General features: G+C 44.2%; 15 protein-coding genes. All 15 read right to left on the reverse strand.

From position 1 onward, the window contains the following. Window positions 1-462: 462 nt before the first annotated feature. On the reverse strand, window positions 463-1,551 hold the full coding sequence (serC, locus tag ACSQ8P_RS28020; protein ID WP_436238196.1) for a 3-phosphoserine/phosphohydroxythreonine transaminase: 1,089 nt from the start codon (window positions 1,549-1,551) through the stop codon (window positions 463-465). Window positions 1,552-1,621: 70 nt separating this feature from the next. Next, a complete protein-coding gene (gene mug / locus ACSQ8P_RS28025) occupies window positions 1,622-2,140 on the reverse strand; it encodes a G/U mismatch-specific DNA glycosylase (RefSeq protein ID WP_436238197.1) in 519 nt (172 codons plus the stop codon). Window positions 2,141-2,154: 14 nt separating this feature from the next. Beyond that, window positions 2,155-3,387: a DUF1501 domain-containing protein gene (locus ACSQ8P_RS28030; RefSeq protein ID WP_436238198.1), complete on the reverse strand. Its 1,233-nt coding sequence runs from the start codon at window positions 3,385-3,387 to the stop codon at window positions 2,155-2,157. An 11-nt stretch (window positions 3,388-3,398) separates the two neighbouring features. Then, window positions 3,399-4,727, reverse strand: a complete 1,329-nt coding sequence (locus ACSQ8P_RS28035; RefSeq protein WP_436238199.1) for a DUF1800 domain-containing protein — start codon at window positions 4,725-4,727, stop codon at window positions 3,399-3,401. A 127-nt stretch (window positions 4,728-4,854) separates the two neighbouring features. Beyond that, a complete protein-coding gene (locus ACSQ8P_RS28040) occupies window positions 4,855-5,412 on the reverse strand; it encodes an NADPH-dependent FMN reductase (protein ID WP_436238200.1) in 558 nt (185 codons plus the stop codon). 133 nt (window positions 5,413-5,545) lie between these two features. Continuing rightward, on the reverse strand, window positions 5,546-6,922 hold the full coding sequence (locus ACSQ8P_RS28045) for an S-layer homology domain-containing protein (protein WP_436238201.1): 1,377 nt from the start codon (window positions 6,920-6,922) through the stop codon (window positions 5,546-5,548). Between the two features lie 74 nt (window positions 6,923-6,996). Further along, on the reverse strand, window positions 6,997-7,788 hold the full coding sequence (locus ACSQ8P_RS28050; RefSeq protein ID WP_436238202.1) for an S-layer homology domain-containing protein: 792 nt from the start codon (window positions 7,786-7,788) through the stop codon (window positions 6,997-6,999). 191 nt (window positions 7,789-7,979) lie between these two features. Beyond that, window positions 7,980-9,404 carry a type I glutamate--ammonia ligase gene (gene glnA / locus ACSQ8P_RS28055; RefSeq protein WP_236289511.1) on the reverse strand — a complete coding sequence of 475 codons (1,425 nt, stop codon included), beginning with the start codon at window positions 9,402-9,404 and terminating at the stop codon, window positions 7,980-7,982. A gap of 239 nt (window positions 9,405-9,643) precedes the next feature. Continuing rightward, on the reverse strand, window positions 9,644-10,687 hold the full coding sequence (aroF, locus tag ACSQ8P_RS28060) for a 3-deoxy-7-phosphoheptulonate synthase (protein WP_056609517.1): 1,044 nt from the start codon (window positions 10,685-10,687) through the stop codon (window positions 9,644-9,646). Between the two features lie 154 nt (window positions 10,688-10,841). Then, the gene (locus ACSQ8P_RS28065; RefSeq protein ID WP_436238203.1) at window positions 10,842-11,381 is read right to left on the reverse strand and encodes a DUF2062 domain-containing protein; all 540 of its coding nucleotides are present in this window, start codon (window positions 11,379-11,381) and stop codon (window positions 10,842-10,844) included. Window positions 11,382-11,417: 36 nt separating this feature from the next. Further along, on the reverse strand, window positions 11,418-12,374 hold the full coding sequence (locus ACSQ8P_RS28070) for a 4-hydroxy-3-methylbut-2-enyl diphosphate reductase (protein ID WP_436238204.1): 957 nt from the start codon (window positions 12,372-12,374) through the stop codon (window positions 11,418-11,420). Window positions 12,375-12,420: 46 nt separating this feature from the next. Continuing rightward, window positions 12,421-13,911: a sensor histidine kinase gene (locus tag ACSQ8P_RS28075; RefSeq protein WP_436238205.1), complete on the reverse strand. Its 1,491-nt coding sequence runs from the start codon at window positions 13,909-13,911 to the stop codon at window positions 12,421-12,423. A gap of 1 nt (window position 13,912) precedes the next feature. Further along, the gene (locus ACSQ8P_RS28080; RefSeq protein WP_057315406.1) at window positions 13,913-14,602 is read right to left on the reverse strand and encodes a response regulator transcription factor; all 690 of its coding nucleotides are present in this window, start codon (window positions 14,600-14,602) and stop codon (window positions 13,913-13,915) included. A gap of 115 nt (window positions 14,603-14,717) precedes the next feature. Continuing rightward, complete coding sequence (locus tag ACSQ8P_RS28085; RefSeq protein WP_436238206.1) at window positions 14,718-16,313, reverse strand: S1C family serine protease; 1,596 nt, start codon at window positions 16,311-16,313, stop codon at window positions 14,718-14,720. A gap of 138 nt (window positions 16,314-16,451) precedes the next feature. Continuing rightward, window positions 16,452-16,865, reverse strand: coding sequence for a YugN family protein (locus ACSQ8P_RS28090; RefSeq protein WP_056609506.1), 414 nt, complete (start codon window positions 16,863-16,865; stop codon window positions 16,452-16,454). Window positions 16,866-16,918 lie beyond the last annotated feature (53 nt).

Raw genomic sequence — 16,918 nt, forward strand, 5'->3', positions numbered from 1 at the left:
ATCTGCATTTCTTAACGACTCCGTTAACGGTCAAAAAAGCTTGAAACCTGCGGTTTCACTTGATTTCCGACTCGATATGAGCCTTCCGCTAGCAATCTCGCAATGCGCTTTTTATCACGACATCTAGTTGATAGATTCAAATTTATATCAATATATTGTGTTTGTCAACGAGCAAAACGGCCTATTTACTTTTAGAAAACACCTAATCCTAGACGGGGCGTGGCTCGATGGGTTTAGAAAAAATATTTTCATATTTTACTTGATTTTTTCGGATATGTCGAAATGACTAGGACGATTATCCTCTACTAGATCTAGTTCCAACTCTCCTTCCAGTTGCCGTCTTTAAACCTGCTCAGAGAGCCTCTACAGGCTTCCAAACCCTTCGGTCGAAACTACATGCCTCAAGACAAAAAAAGCTATTCACGCGCACACGAGGGTGCCATGAATAGCTTAAATCATTTTCTAGCTGTTGCGTTGTTGGAAATCCGTCATGAAATCAGCGAGTGCTTTACATGATGCATAAGGTACTGCGTTATACGTGGAAGCACGTAAACCACCGACACTGCGATGACCTTTCAATCCAACGAACCCTTGCTGCTCGGTTTCCTTAATGAACTTCTTCTCCAGCTCTTCATCTTGCAAGCGGAACGTAATGTTCATCGTAGAACGGCTTCCTAGATCCACTGGTCCACGGTAGAAGCCATTGCTGCTATCGATTGCGCTATAAATAAGGCCTGACTTTTCGATATTATTTTTCTCAATAACGGTTAATCCACCTTGCTCCTCAATCCATTTCAATACGAGATTCACCATATAAATGGAATAGGCCGGCGGTGTATTGTACAAGGAATTGTTTTTGCTATGCGTTTCATAACGCATCATGGTTGGGATTGTTTTTGGCAAATCAGTTAGTAAATCGTCTTTAATAATCGCAACTGTCACACCAGATGGTCCAAGGTTCTTCTGTGCTCCCGCATAGATCATGCTGAACTTCGAAACGTCGACTGGGCGGCTCAAGATATCACTAGACATGTCACCGATCAAAGGAATGTTGCCTGTTTCCGGAAAGCTTTGGAATTGTGCACCTTCAATCGTCTCATTGGACGTGATGTGCAGGTAAGCTGAATTCGGATCTAGGTTAATGTCACTCAATGCAGGAATTTTCATAAATTTCTGTTCTTTCGAACTAGCTGCAAGAGAAACTTCTCCGAATAGTGCTGCTTCTTGCACAGCCTTCTCGGCCCAAGCGCCTGTCAGCACATAGCTGCCAACCTTGCCTGGCTTCAAGAAATTCATAGGGATCATGGAGAACTGAGAGCTTGCTCCACCTGTCAAGAAGAGAATTTGGTACCCGTCCGGAATACCAAAAATACGCTTCAATAACGCTTGTGTTTCATTGTGCACTTGCTCATATTCCGAACTACGGTGAGAAATTTCCATGATGGACATGCCAATGCCTTTAAAATCAACAAACTCTTCTTGTGCTCTCTGAAGTACTTCGAGAGGTAAAGCCGCAGGCCCTGCGTTAAAGTTATAGGCCCTGTTTCCCATGAGTGACCACACCTTTGCTTTTGTATTATGGCTATGATAGCAATATTCTGTGCAAGCATCAAGTAAAACCTCAAACAGGCTCTACAAGACTTGTCAGAATTCCTCGATAAATCGCTACCATATCTTCCAGCTTCATACGCACAAGTCCGCTAGAAGACGGACACACATAATCAATAACGCCTTCTACAATCGGATGCGGTTGACTTCCCCAGGAGATGCCTCTGCGGCAGCTATACTGCTCGTAGACACCCTTCCCCACGAAACAAACGACCTTTGGTCGATAGCTCTCAATTTTCTCTCTCAGAATATGTCTGCCCTCACGGTACTCGTCTGCCGTAATTTCCGCTGCCGTCAATGAAGGACGTGCCACGATATTCGTGAAGCCATAACCGATTTCAAGCAGATCGCCATCCTCTTGCGGCTTGTAGAGCCTTGGAGTTAAGCCCGCCTGTAACAAGATGCGATAAAATCGATTACTCGGATTCGCATAGTGATGTCCCGTTTCTCCTGATCGGATACTAGGGTTATAGCCAACGAAGAGAATTCGCAAACCCTCCGCAATATGATCTGAAATTGCCGCTAGTTCCAACCGCGCACCTCACCTTAAATGAATTTTAAATTTTCATACGTTTTACCTAGCACTGTTGCTGTATCCCCATTTAACCACGAGTCAATTAATGTACTATATACAGAACGGAAATCAACCTCATATTTCAAATCCCCATTGTCTAAGTTACTCAAGCTCGGATAGGCGCCGTATAGACCACCCTTCACCTTGCCGCCAATGACAAACATCGGTGCCGCTGTTCCGTGGTCTGTTCCACCGCTGCCGTTCTCTCTAACACGACGTCCAAACTCGGAGAACACCATAACAGCGACGCGATCCTGCAGCCCCTGTGCCTGCAAATCCTGATAGAACGCGGTTAGCCCTTCATCGACCTGCGTCAGCATTTGTGCATGCTGCAGCTTCTCATCCGCATGATCGTCGAATCCACCTACTTCTACATTGAAGAGTCGCGTCCCGGACTTTCCAACCAACAGTTTCGTTACAAGTTGTAAGTCCCGCGCAAAATTCGTGTTTGGATACTCAATTTTCTTCGTATAAGTGGCAGCAAGCGCTTGGATCGCTTCGACACTTTTATAGGCTTCCGATCCTCGAGAAGAAATGACCCGCAGTTGGTTGGACGGATTCGATGCCCCATACATATCCAAGAACGCTTTGGTTATTCTATTCTTGTCCATCAACGCTGTCTTGGGATCGAATACATGATAGGACTCTAAGGATTGAATCACTGGAAAGCTTGATTGATCAGAGGCGAAGGCTTTGCTCCCTGAACCGCCAATTTGAATCACTTTTAACGGATTCGGATTCCTCTGTAAGGAAGCTTCCGCGTACCGTGCCAGCCAACCGCTGCGGCTCATTTTCGCGGGCTCTGCGGTTTGCCAAATTTCCATAGAACGAAAGTGAGAATGATTAGGCTCCGGATATCCAACACCTTGTATAATAGCCATTTTGCCTAACTTATACAACGCTGCCAATCCTGTGAGAATAGGATGTAAGCCAACGTGAGAATCGAGCGCCAGTACGTCCTTCTGTTCATATGCAAGCGTAGGCCGTGAATCATAATAGAGGCCCTGTCCATATGGAATCAATGTATTGATCCCGTCATTACCGCCGCTTAACTGCACAACAACTAACACTGGGTCCTCCACGCTAGATTCGGAGCTCCCTGCCCATAGAGATTTACCCGTTTCTGTGAAAAGTGCACCACCAAGCCCAAGGGTTGCGAATAACGCCGTTCCTTTGATTAGAAATTCTCTTCTCGTTAATTTCACAAAGTTCCCTCCTATTTCATCTGAGCTTCAGGACTAATCAAAACGAGCTGCAAGAGACCGCGTAGGCCTGTTATTTTTTGCTTGGTTTGGGTTGTATGTACAATGGTATCATCTGCGTATGCACGCAAACTCGCTTGTGTTTGCTCGGATAAGTCCGAGATACCCATGAGCTCTGCATAGTGCTTCGCCCATTCTATAGGCGACTCGACCTGATTGGGTTGGAACGCTGACGAGTTCAGCTGTTGTCCGTTCATTTGCTTCGCGATTCCCTCAGCGAACTGAAACCTGGCCAACAAACAGTTCGTTGTGAGCCAAGAGGCGCCCCCTCTCCAGCCCGCAACATCAGGTGGGACGAATAGTTCCTGCCCCATCTTCCGCATCGCTTGTGCATGCCCTTTGGCGACGGAGAGCTTGCAGCATTTCAGGATACCCGCTACATAATCTGCTGGTGTTTTAATGAGTGCCATCCGATTGGTATCGGCATAGAATTCATCGGAAAGGAATAGCACCTGAAGCACTTCCCCCAGGGTATACTTCTTCATGATTAATCCCGCTATATTCTGAATCCAGCGATCGGAAGGTGTCTCGGTTGCAAAATAGTTCAATAACTTCGTCGCTAGAAACGTTGGCAATGCTTCTTGATGAAATAAAATATCAATCACATCGTCTGCATCTAGCTTACCGCTTTCCCCGAGCAGTGTTTTGGCATCATTATCGTGCTGTTTGGCATTGTAGTTGACCTTATGATCATTCTTATTGTACGTCCAACCTGTAAATGCGCGCGCTGATTCCTTCACATCCATCTCGGTGTAATGACCGATGCCAAGTGTAAATAGCTCCATCACCTCACGGGCATAATTCTCATTCGGCTTGCCCTTCTTATTCTGATTCACATCCAGCCAAATCATCATGGCAGGGTCCTTGCCGATTTCGGTGAGCAGCTCTTTGAAATTCCCCAGGGCGTATTGACGGAACAGTTCATTTTGCCTCACCATGAGCGCTGCATCTTTCACCTTATAATTCGCCGTCGCGAAATGTCCATGCCAAAATAACGTCATCTTCTCGATGAGCGGCGCCTGTGAGTTCACCATCTGGTAAAGCCAATACATCTGTTGATCTACTAGTAAGAGCGGGTCCAAGGCATTCTTCCCGTCCGCATGAAACTCGTCAAAGGAGGCAAGCTTCGTGACCTTATCGATCAACGCTTCACCCGTTACTAAGCGTCGAACCGTTTCTTCCTTTCCTAGCTCCAAGCAAGCAGCAACTTCTTCCTTCGCCACACCAAATCCCGCACGCAGTAAAAGATGAACAACTTCCTTGTTGGTCCACTGGACTCCCATGATCTCCCCACCGTTCATTTTTTTACCATACTGTACTATATAAATGTGTCAAAAGTATGTAGAAATACAAAGAACCAAGTCTAGTGACTTGGTTGCCTGAATTCGATTGAACATGTAATTCTATACGTTACAATTTCGCTGGTCCCACGAGCTGTTCGGCCAGCTGTAGGAAGGATCCAACAACACGTCGAACTCGCTTATCAACATCTGGATGAATGTCTTCGAAGAGGGCGTCTCCGCGGAAGCTCTTGCGTTGATCGCCACCAATCGAAATCCATTCCGGACTGTTAATCCCGTGTAGATTACGGACGGTCGTCTGCATCTGTGTCAGCGAGCTGACAGCAACCGCTCCGCCTGAGGAGCTGACAGACAGTACAGCTTTGTTATGGAAATGATCCTGTCCAACATGATCAAGCGCATTTTTTAACACACCGGACATTCCACTATGATACTCAGGCGTTGCCAGAACAATTGCATCGGCGGACAACATCGCCAGTTTAAACGCCTCTAGTGCTTGGTTATCGTCGCCATCATCTTCAGGTGTATAGAAAGGTAATGGCGTCTTATATAGATCTATCAGTGTTACCTCATGTTGTTCTTGTGTTATCAGATGTTTGATATATTCGGCAAGACGCGTGCTTGTCGCTGCGCTTTGGTTGCTTCCTGCAACAATTGCAATATTCATCGTTAATTCATCCTTCCTAAACAAGAGATTTTGGGAATATTATACCTGACATTTCATTATCAAACTAGAAGGATTTAACAAAATTAACCCCGTTGCCATCTCACGATGGCGAACGAGGTTAGTTGATAAACTATTAGAAGTCATTCTTATTTTCATTTCCAACTTGATAAGCTCTCCAAAGCATCGCGGCAGCTTGCGCTCTCGTAACAGGCTGTTGAGCTTTAAACGTCTCGTCTGGAAAACCGGATACCAAATTGTTCTCAACGGCTAATGCCACATAATCCTTGGCGAATTCCGAGATCCCTTGGTAATCAAGAAACATGCCTTGAATAATACTCCTGTCAGCAAGCTTCGTTTTGTCATATCCTTTTAGCTTAACAATAGCGACTGCAATGTCTTCCCGGAGTGCTGGCGCTTCAGGATCAAAAATCAATTTACCACTTGGCGATGTATATCCGTTTAGATATTCTTTGGCAGACTCTATGAATGGAGTAAACCAATCTGTCGGCTTAATGTCTGAGAACGAAGTAGTTTCAACTTTAGTTGGGGTTAGCCCCGCAGCTAATACCATTATTTTCGCAAACTCTGCTCTCGTAACAACGCGATCAGGCCTGAACTTACCATCCGGATAGCCAGTTAGCACTTTTCTTGTCGATAAATCGAGAATTGCGCTGTAAGCCCAGTTTTGAGTTTCGATATCGGAAAATGGAGAAGCTTTTGTTTGATTATAGTTGGGGTCAATATCGCTTCCGTATGGATTCGATTGCCCCTGACTTGAGTATGTGTTCACTATATCTTCCCGATAGGCAAGTGCATGTTGATCATCATCATACAGGATTGTAAGTACATACCATAGACCAGCTTCTCTTACAGAACTACTATAACCTATTTCCTTAAATTTTTGTGAGAAGTCCGTGTATCGTTCAAGACCACCTTCTTCTTTGATGTTTAATGGCCTCTCCGATGTCATCACTCTGATCCTAGTAAAATTCTTTGCATTTTGCGGTACTAGGCTCCTGTTTACTGTCGTTCTGAATGTTGTTAATGAATCGGGTCTGTGTACCACACCATTTTGAATATAAGGAACTTCGCCAGCTGTATGACCGCCTGGTATCGGCTGCGATATGAATACATCGGGACTAACTATCCATTTGTAGGAAGTGCTTATTGAAGGCGCAAGAAGACGATATTGAACACCTGGGACAACGTTGCCTACAATCGAAAACTTAAAGCCTGATTCCCTAGCCGCTGTACTAAATCCCCCATTAATAGTTGCCTGTATATCCGCATACCCATCTGCTCTTAAAATAAATTCTTTACCTGCTAGATCGATAAATCCCATATCTTCGCCATGTATAATTTGAGATGTGAATACCATAAAGTCAAAAGTAACTCTTCGAATGTCTTCCGGAATGCCAGGATCACCACTCCAGAGACCTTTTTCAATATTAACCGTCGTCAAATAACTACTAGCAGCAAACACAGGACTTACTGAAAAAATGGAAAGCATGAATAAGAGCGTTAAAACGGTGAAGCATTTCCTGGTTCTCACATACATAGGTTTTCCTTCACTCCTTTTCAAATCTATGGACGGTATGTAGTGCCAGTCACCGTAGTCGGGGCAGGAGGAAGTTCGACCTTCGTGTACGTTTCAATCTTGTTGTCATTTCCTTGTTGGTAGGCTCTCCATAGCATGGCGGCTGCCTGAGCCCTCGTCACAGGTTGCTGAGGCTTGAACGTTTCGTCGGGAAAGCCAGATACCAAATTATTATCAACCGCTAAGGCGACATAATTCTTGGCAAAATCAGAGATTCCATCGAAATCTGTAAACATAGCTTGGATAATGCTTTGGTCAACAAGCCTAGTTTTGTTGTATCCTTTCAATTTCACAAGAGCCACGGTAATATCTTCACGAAGTGCAGGTGCGTCAGGATCATAAACCAAGCTACCGTCTGAGCGTGTATACCCATTCAAATAATCCTTAGCGGCTTCTACATATGGCGTCGCCCAATCATTAGCTTTGAGATCTGTGAATGTCGAAACACTAGTTTTAGAAGGCTCAAGACCTGCCGCAAGCACCATGATTTTAGCTAATTCAGCACGAGTTACTACGCGGTCAGGTCTGAACTTTCCATCAGGGTAGCCACTAAGCACTTGCCTATTATTTAAATCTTTAATCGCGTTATAGGCCCAGTATTCTGACGTAATATCCGCAAAGATGCTTGTGCTCGCTTTATTGTAATTGGGGTCAATGTCACTGCCATATTGATTAACCGCGTTCTGATTAGATTGTACCGTTTCAGCGTGAACAAACGGGTTACTGGTAAGCAACACAGCACAAGATAGCACAAAAATGGATGTTTTTAATTTTTTCAATGATTCTCGACTCCCTTGAATAAAGTTTTGGAATATACGTACGACAAGCTGCCTATTTGGTTATAACACACTTTCTCGAATATGGGAATATTTCCAAATAAAAAGTGAAGTACATACAAAAAGAAAACTGCTCCTCCATAGCGTCCTATGAAGGGGCAGTTCCTATGATCATATCGTATAAGTGCTAAAGATTAGCAATCGAAGTAAAGGTTGTACTCGTGTGGGTGAATACGAATTGCAACTTGTTTCGCTTCGCCACGTTTCAAGTCAATGTAGTTATCGATGAAATCTTGTGTGAATACGCCGCCTTCAAGCAAGAAGTCGGAATCAGCTGCAAGAGCATCCAAAGCTTCGTCTAATGTACCAGGAACGCTGCGGATCTCAGCTTTCTCAGCATCTGACATTTCATAGATGTTTGTATCGAAAGGACCGTATCCAAGAGCACGCGGATCGATTTTCTTTTTGATACCGTCAAGACCAGCCATCAACATTGCTGCGAAAGCAAGGTATGGGTTAGCTGTGCTGTCCGGTGTACGGAACTCAATACGACAACCCTTAGGTGTCACAGCTGCGATTGGAATACGAACTGCTGCGGAACGGTTACCTTTGGAGAATACAAGGTTTACCGGAGCTTCGTAACCAGGAACTAGACGTTTGAAGGAGTTTGTACTTGGGTTCGTGATCGCGATCAACGCTGGAGCGTGATACAGGATACCACCGATGTAGTTGATAGCCATTTCGGAAAGGTTCGCGTAAGAGCCTTTTTCGTAGAACAATGGGTTACCTTCGTTGAAGATGGACATATGAACGTGCATCCCGCTACCGTTGTCGCCAAATAGTGGTTTCGGCATGAAAGTTGCTACTTTACCATATTCTCTCGCTGTGTTAGCAACGATATACTTGTATTTAAGCAGGTTGTCTGCTGTTTTAGTCAATGTGTCAAAACGGAAGTTGATTTCAGCTTGACCAGCTGTTGCCACTTCATGGTGATGACGCTCAATGCGAAGACCTGCGTCAGCAAGCTTATTACACATTTCGGAACGGATATCTTGTTGGGAATCGATTGGAGCTACCGGAACGTAACCGCCTTTAACTGGAACTTTATAAGCAAGGTTGCCGCCTTCTTCTTTACGGCCAGTGTTCCAACCAGCTTCTTCGGAATCAACTTCGAAGTAGGATTTGTTCATACCGTTCTCGAAACGAACATCATCAAAGATGAAGAATTCGGATTCAGGAGCGAAGTATGCAGTTGTACCTACACCAGTTGTTTGCAAATATTCTTCAGCCTTTTGAGCGATGCTACGTGGATCACGGTCATAACGGTCGCCTTCAGGTGTATGGATGTTGCTCATAATTACTAGTGTTGGGTGTGCTGTGAAAGGATCCACATAAGCAGTTTCCGTATCTGGCATCATTACCATGTCAGATTGTTCAATACCACGGAATCCTGGGATGGATGAACCGTCAAAAGCTACGCCATTTACGAATGTTTCTTCATCTACTTCTGTTGATGGTAAAGAAATATGCTGTGCTTTACCGGAGAGACCAACGAAACGAAAATCTACCCACTCAATATTTTTTTCCTTGATAAGGTTCAACACGTTTTGAACTGACATTTAAAAAACCCTCCCATTTCCGTACATTCAACGTACTTTGCATGATTAATGTTCAACTTTTGCTTGTTTTCTTTCACATATTATATAGCGATTCCTCTAAGACAGTCAATACTTATGTCAGGTATTTTTTAAAGGAGTGTAAGCTATTCTTACACTATTTTCCCACAATTGCCATAAATACAAAAATAGGAAAAAGGTTTCTCCATTTCTGAAGAAACCCTCCCTATAAAAACCGTATATTACGCCAGAATGGCTTCTTTCTTCGTATCGAATTTCTTACCCAGTAGTGGAGCAAGCTTCTCAAGATCAGATAGCAAATGAGCGAATTGATCTGGGAACAAGGATTGTACGCCGTCACCTGTCATTGAATTGTCTGGATCTGTATGCATTTCGATGATTAATCCGTCAGCTCCAGCTGCAACAGATGCCTTCGTCATTGGAACTACTAGCTCTCTGCGCCCTGTTCCGTGACTTGGATCTGAGATAACCGGCAAGTGACTCAATGATTTAAGTACTGGAATCGCTGATAAGTCTAACGTATTTCGTGTGTAGGTCTCGAATGTACGGATTCCGCGTTCACAAAGCATAACGTTCGGATTGCCACCAGCGAGAATGTACTCAGCAGCATTCAAGAATTCATCATACGTAGAGCTAAATCCACGTTTGAGCAAGACTGGCGTTTGAATCGTTCCTAATTTGCGAAGGAGATCAAAGTTTTGCATATTACGCGTACCTACTTGCAAAATGTCCGCGTATTCCGCACATACATCAACATACTCCGGTGTCATGACTTCAGTAATGGTAAGAAGACCATGTTTCTTACCCGCTTCAGCCATCATGATCAGACCTTCTACACCAACACCTTGGAAGCTGTATGGGCCTGTTCTTGGTTTAAAAGCACCACCGCGGAGCACCTGTCCGCCAGCCGCTTTCACCAAACGAGCGATCTCATCGATTTGCTCTGGTGTTTCTACTGCGCAAGGTCCACCCATGACGACAAGTTGTTCACCACCGATTTCAACACCTTTAATAGAAATAACGGTATCAGCAGGATGGAAATCACGACTAGCTAGCTTGTAGGACTTCGAGATTTTCACAACTTGCTCAACGCCTGACATTTGGCGAAGCTGTTCCGCTAATTTCGGATCCGCTTGACCAATGATCCCAATTACCGTACGATCCTCGCCTTTGGAAACATGCGCTTGAACCCCTTGCTTTTCGATAAATTGCACAATTTCCTGAATACGCTCATCCGAAGTTTTGTTTGATGTAATTGCGATCATGTGATCCACGCTCCTAATTCATTTATTATGGAATAATTGATTATTATTTCGCTTACACGCTTCAACGCTTGTTCGCTTCTACGCTTTTATGCTTTTAACCACTAAAGTAAATATACAACGCTTGACGAGAATCCGTCAAGCGCTAATTTATTTACTATTCTTTTGAATCCGCAGGAGCTAACTGATCTTTACGTATTCTACGTTTTTCTTTACGGCGATTCGTGTGGTACTTGAGCAGGAGCACGACCGGGAAATATGCGATAATACCTAGGAATAGACCAACGACCATCCCACCGACAATTAAATCCAAACCGCTTCGAATAATATTAGAGAGGAGATGCGGTAGATGGTGGATCAGGTAGATCTTAAAATGCTTCGGCACTAAAGCTTCCCCAACCTGCTTATTAAGAATGGAAAAAGGTATATAGATGACTTTACCGAACACAAAGCCAATTAAAGCCGCAGGCAGGTTCGCTCTCAATAGATAAACCAATGGAAAGATAAGAACAAACGCAAATCCTGCAGTCGGTAATGTGAACATCTCAACGAATAAACCAATCGAAAAGCCTCTTGCTACCATGGAAGGACCGCCCTTGGCACGTAAAAGAAGTAAATATTTGAATCTAAACCAACGTTTAGTACTTTTCCAATCGTAGCGAGCTTTCATCATTTTCACCTTCTGAGTACTTTGCATGCTAGTTTCAATCCCGTCGAGTGGAATAAGCAGGAATTACACGGTACTTGCTGCTTTGGATTTAACAGGGGGAATTAGTTTCTTCATATTAATAGTACGTTTTATTTCCCAACTGGTTTCATCTTTCGCATCGTAATTTTCCAAAAAGGTAATTACCTCTTTGGTTATCGGTGTTGGTGTGGAAGCCCCAGAGGTTACCCCCACTTTCCGAACATTTGCTAACCATTCTATGTTCAATTCTGAGACGTCTGAAATTCGGTACGCCATGACACCAGCGATCTCTTGTGAAACCTGAGCCAAACGGTTCGAATTGTTGCTTTTGGGATCCCCAACGACAATGACAAGATCAACTTCTTTGGCTTGCTCCGCGACAGCTTCTTGACGAACCTGCGTTGCCAAGCAAATTTCATTATGAATTTCAGCTTTTGGGAAAAGCGTTAATAGCCGATTCATAATATGTTTAATATCCCATTGACTCATCGTGGTTTGATTCGTAATGATGATTCGATTGGACTTCAGATTAAGGTGCTCGGCTTCCTCCAGCTTCTCAATCAAGTGCACATGATCTGGTGCTACGCCAATAGCACCTTCTGGCTCTGGATGTCCCTTTTTTCCGATATAAATAATGTCATAACCGTCTGCTACTTTTTCGCGAATTAGATCATGCGTCTTGGTTACATCTGGACATGTTGCATCCACAACAGTAAGTCCTTTGTCGCGCGCCAAACGTCTTACCTCAGGAGAAACTCCGTGCGCTGTGAAAATAACAGTCCCTGTCTCAACTTGTTCCAAAATCTCAAGGCGATTCTCGCCATCCAGCGTAATGACTCCTTCCTCTTTGAAGAAATCTGTCACATGCGCATTATGAACAATCATGCCTAAGATATATATAGGTCTGGGAAGATTTAAATTTTTAGCAGTTTGCATGGCGAGCGCCATAGCATCAACAACCCCATAGCAGTAACCTCTGGGGGATATTCGAACAACTTCCATCTGTTCCACCTACCTAAACCGTTGTATTTCTTCTAATTATATCTGATTATATGGCATGAGGGAAGTTTGCTGGCAGCCAGATTAAAAAGTTACTTCCTTCGTCCTTCCGAGTGGTGACTTCCACAGATCCGTCATGCTCATCAATGATCCATTTGGCAATAGATAAACCAAGCCCTGTACCGGTCGTAACCCCTCTGGATAAATCCGCGCGATAGAACCGATCGAAAATATGAGGGATATCCTCTTTATCCATCCCTATGCCTGTATCCGAGATCCGTATGCCAATAAAGCTGTTTCTGCGTATCGCCTCAATGGTTACCGTGCCCGTTGGTGTATATTTAAAAGCATTTTCAATAAAGATAAACAACAACTGCTGCAAGTAATCACGGTTTCCTTGAACAATGGCATCCTCGAGCGCATCAAGATCACCTACTAGCCATTCAGCCGTATGCTCGAGCAGCTGCGCCCTCCTTGCGACTTCGTGAACTAGCGGCTTGAACTCAATTGGATGTTTCTCCATGAGAACACCAGCATCAGCCCTCGCAAGCGCGAGTAAATCATTGACTAACCTGCTCATCCGCTGCGCTTCCCCGGCAATGTCGTGCATAGCTTCCAAAGACATTTGAACCTGGTCTGGCGTAGCTAATTCTTTGGTCCCCGACGTCTGCTTCCACATTTTCTCCAACAAATCCACATTACCACGAATCGTCGTTAGAGGTGTTCTAAGCTCATGAGATGCATCCGATACGAACCGTCGCTGTGCGCGGTAGGCTTCATCTAACTCCACATACGTAATTTGAATACGGGACAGCATGCCATTAATCGTATTCGTCAACCGGCCTATTTCATCTAGAGGTCCATCGTAGTGTATGCGCTTCTCTAAATCGTCTCCACTTTCGATTTGATTCGCGGCATCTATCACACGCTCAATTGGTTTCAATGCCTTACGTGCCAAGAACCAACCTAGGGAGGCAGCGACGATAATGGTTAAAATGGCCCAAATGACAAGTGTATAACGCAGCATGACGGCCGTTCTCTCGTAGCTACCGATCGGCACAGCTGATTGCAGAATGCCAATGAGCTTTGATTTGTTATCGGTTATACCTAGATGGTAGATCAGAAAATCCTGATTAAGAATTTTCATTTTCTCAAAATAGCCAATCTCGTCTTCCAGTTTGTCAACCTGACGTTGCAGTTTATCAATTGTCGATTGGCCAATAGGCAGCGTTTGATCATAATATTGTAAATTTGCTGATCGGTTATAGCTCTTTAGCGCAATATTATATAATTGTAAAAAGGTATTGGTGGAGTAGAAGTCTCTGCTTTCTAATTCAAGATCAACGACAAGGCCCTTCTGAGAAAGCGCAATGCTTTTCTGAATACGAGTGGAGCTGTTGACGGCCTCTCTTTTCACATCCTGACGAATTTGATCATAAAGGAAATAGTTCAAGAAGAAATAGAGAACAATGCCAAAAAGTAGCATCGTGATGGCCAATATGCCTGAATACCATAGCGTAAGCCGCAGGCGAAGCGACATTTTAATTTTCCCCTCTCAATACATAGCCTGCTCCTCGGACCGTTTGAATCAAACGTTTATGGCCAAATTCTTCTGTTTTCTGGCGTAACAATGCTATGTAAACCTCTAAGACGTTGGACTCACCGCTGTAATCGTAGCCCCATATCTTCTCCATAATGATATCTCTCGACAGAACTCGCTTCGGATTCTGCATAAATAAATGCAATAAATCAAACTCTTTCGTCGTTAATTCAATCAGCTTCTCACCGCGGAAAACCTCACGTGTATCTAAATCCAAGATCGCATCTTCAAAACTGAGCCGATTGTTCATCTGTTCAGGTCGTTCCGTTCTTCGACGTAGTAATACTCGCACTCTCGCAAGCAGCTCTTCCAAAGCAAAGGGCTTGACCAAATAATCATCAGCACCCAAATCCAAACCTTTGACACGATCACTAATATCGTCCTTCGCAGTCAGCATGAGAATCGGCACTTCGCTGCCGCTTTCACGAATTCGACGAACAACTTCCCACCCATCGATGTGCGGCATCATGACGTCCAAAATAATAAGCTGCGGTTCTGTCACCAACATTTGCTTGAGACCTTCTAAACCGTTAGCTGCTGTCGTAACCAAATAGCCTTCAAATGCCAGTCCACGTCTCAGCATGGATGTGATTTTCTCATCATCATCAATAACCATAATATTCTCTCTCATTGGTCCGCCCCCATTCTACCTTCTATTGTAGCAAAATTACCGCCTAGCAAAAAGAAGCAGAGCCTGCAAGCTTGAGGCCGCGGACTCTACTTCCCTTCAATTAAGTGCTTAGGGCTTACTGAGCTGGTGTCTCAGCAAGTGTATTTTTATCTCCTACCGTAACTGGGACTTCTGTACGCTTGCCATCACGAATAATGCCCAGCGTTACTTTGTCGCCAACTTTCGTTCCTTGAACCTTCGTAATCAACTCTTGTGAGTTCTTAATTTTGGTACCATTCAAATCTACGATCACATCATATTGACGCAAGCCTGCTGTGAATGCTGGGCTCTTACGTTGAACACTGCCAACCAAAGCGCCATCTGTGTTAGGAAGCTTCAATTCACTCACCCAATCTTGACCGATATCTTGCAGACCAACACCAAGGTAAGGAACAGGCTCTTTCGGAATCGTAACATTATTCTTCAAGTTATCTAGTACAGAAGAAATTGTGCTAGTCGGAATCGCAAAACCGATCCCTTGCGCTTGTGAGCTTACTGCTGTATTGATCCCAATAACTTCACCGTTAAGGTTCAAGAGTGGACCACCTGAGTTACCAGGGTTAATGGAAGCATCTGTTTGTAGTAAATGTTTATATTCACGCGTCCCTTTCTCATCAGGGATACTAATTGGACGTTCTTTCGCACTAAGTACACCAACGGTTACTGTGTGGTCGAATCCGTAAGGGTTACCAATTGCAACAACCCAATCACCTACGTTTACGTCATCCGCCTTACCAAGTGGAAGGATCGGGAAATCTTTCTCGCCCTCAATTTTGAGTACGGCCAAATCTAAATCATAGCTGTTACCCAGCAATTTCGCTTTAAAAGGCTTCTCATAGCCTTCTACAGTAATTTGAATTTCATCCGCGCCGTCAACCACATGCTCGTTCGTTAGGATATAACCTGTTTTCTCGAAAATAAAGCCAGTTCCCATACCCGCTGGTTGCAACTGTCCGCTTCCTGTGTCATTTTGACCACTCTTAGGGGTAGTTTGGCCACCGCCATTATCGCCAAAGAACTGACGGAAGAATGGATCATCGAACAGTGAGTTTCCACCATTGCTGCGACTCGATGTCTTCGGCTTCACGAGTGATTCAACCTTCACGATCGCAGGTCCTGCATTTTGTGCAATCGCCGCGATGTTACCAGGGCGAACAACATCAAGCGCAGCGTTCTTCACTTCACCGCCATTACTATTGGAGCTGCTTGCCACAGTTGTCGCTGAACTTGAACCCGAAGCTAGCGGTTGATTACGTGAAAACATATTCGTTTTATCTGCGGTAAACATCAATGCACTGACAACGAGCGCTCCTGCCATGAATGCTGCAAAAATGCTTTTTACGGAAGAACGCTTCTTAGCATTAGGATCCCATGCCGCTGGACCTTGAGGTGCATTCTCAGAACCAAAGCTGAAAGGACGCAGCGTCTTAGGAGGTGTTACTTCTACATTTGAAGTACCTTCTGAACTTGTGGAAGAAGTCGTTAGGGATTGACCTTCACTTTCTTCATTAAAAGCAGATTTGTAAGGCCCATAGGAATAGTAGTAAGAAGGTCTTTCTTTGTTCGGCTCTTGCCCTTCGTTCGCTCGATACTGCCCTTGTGTAGTTTCCTCGTTGTTATCATTATTCTGCGGCTTGAAAAAGTCGCTGTAGTCTTTTTTATTTTCATCCATGGGTCTTACCTCCATAATTAAAGTTATAAGTGCATGTTCATCTGAAGGATCTTGTTGTTCTCTATGTGTCTATCATGCACTCACAACCTTAAACGAATATTAAAAATCAATAAAATGGAGGTAAAAATAGGACATAAATTAATGAATCCATGCTTTTTCAACTGATTTTAATACGTTTGCAGCTTCTTTTACCCATTTATCCTCAATCCCAGCATCCGAATCCAGCGGTGTTTGGAACTGATCGATCAAAGCTCCCGCTGTCTCCACGTCAGCTTCAGGATCCAATCCTTCATTATAGACATGTTTCAGAACAAAAGGAGTACCGACCTCAACGACGGCATCCGTCGCTTCCACATCGCCTTCAATTCTGCCAGTGACGACTTGAACGGGAATTCGCAACCAAACTTTATTCGCCTCATCCAGCGAACGATCGAAGTAGCCATGGTCATAATCCCAACCGCCACCTAAGTTAAAATCAAATTGTTCTAGCTGGGCACGCACCTTATCAAATGTTTCCTGTACCTGCTCCAGTGAGGAAGTTAGTGGTTTCATAGAGATTGGACACTCCTTAAGCGCTCATATTATTTTTCTTACGCATAGAATGT

This window comes from Paenibacillus sp. LjRoot153, from assembly GCF_964253085.1.
In the GTDB taxonomy this organism is placed as follows: Bacteria; Bacillota; Bacilli; order Paenibacillales; family NBRC-103111; genus Paenibacillus_E.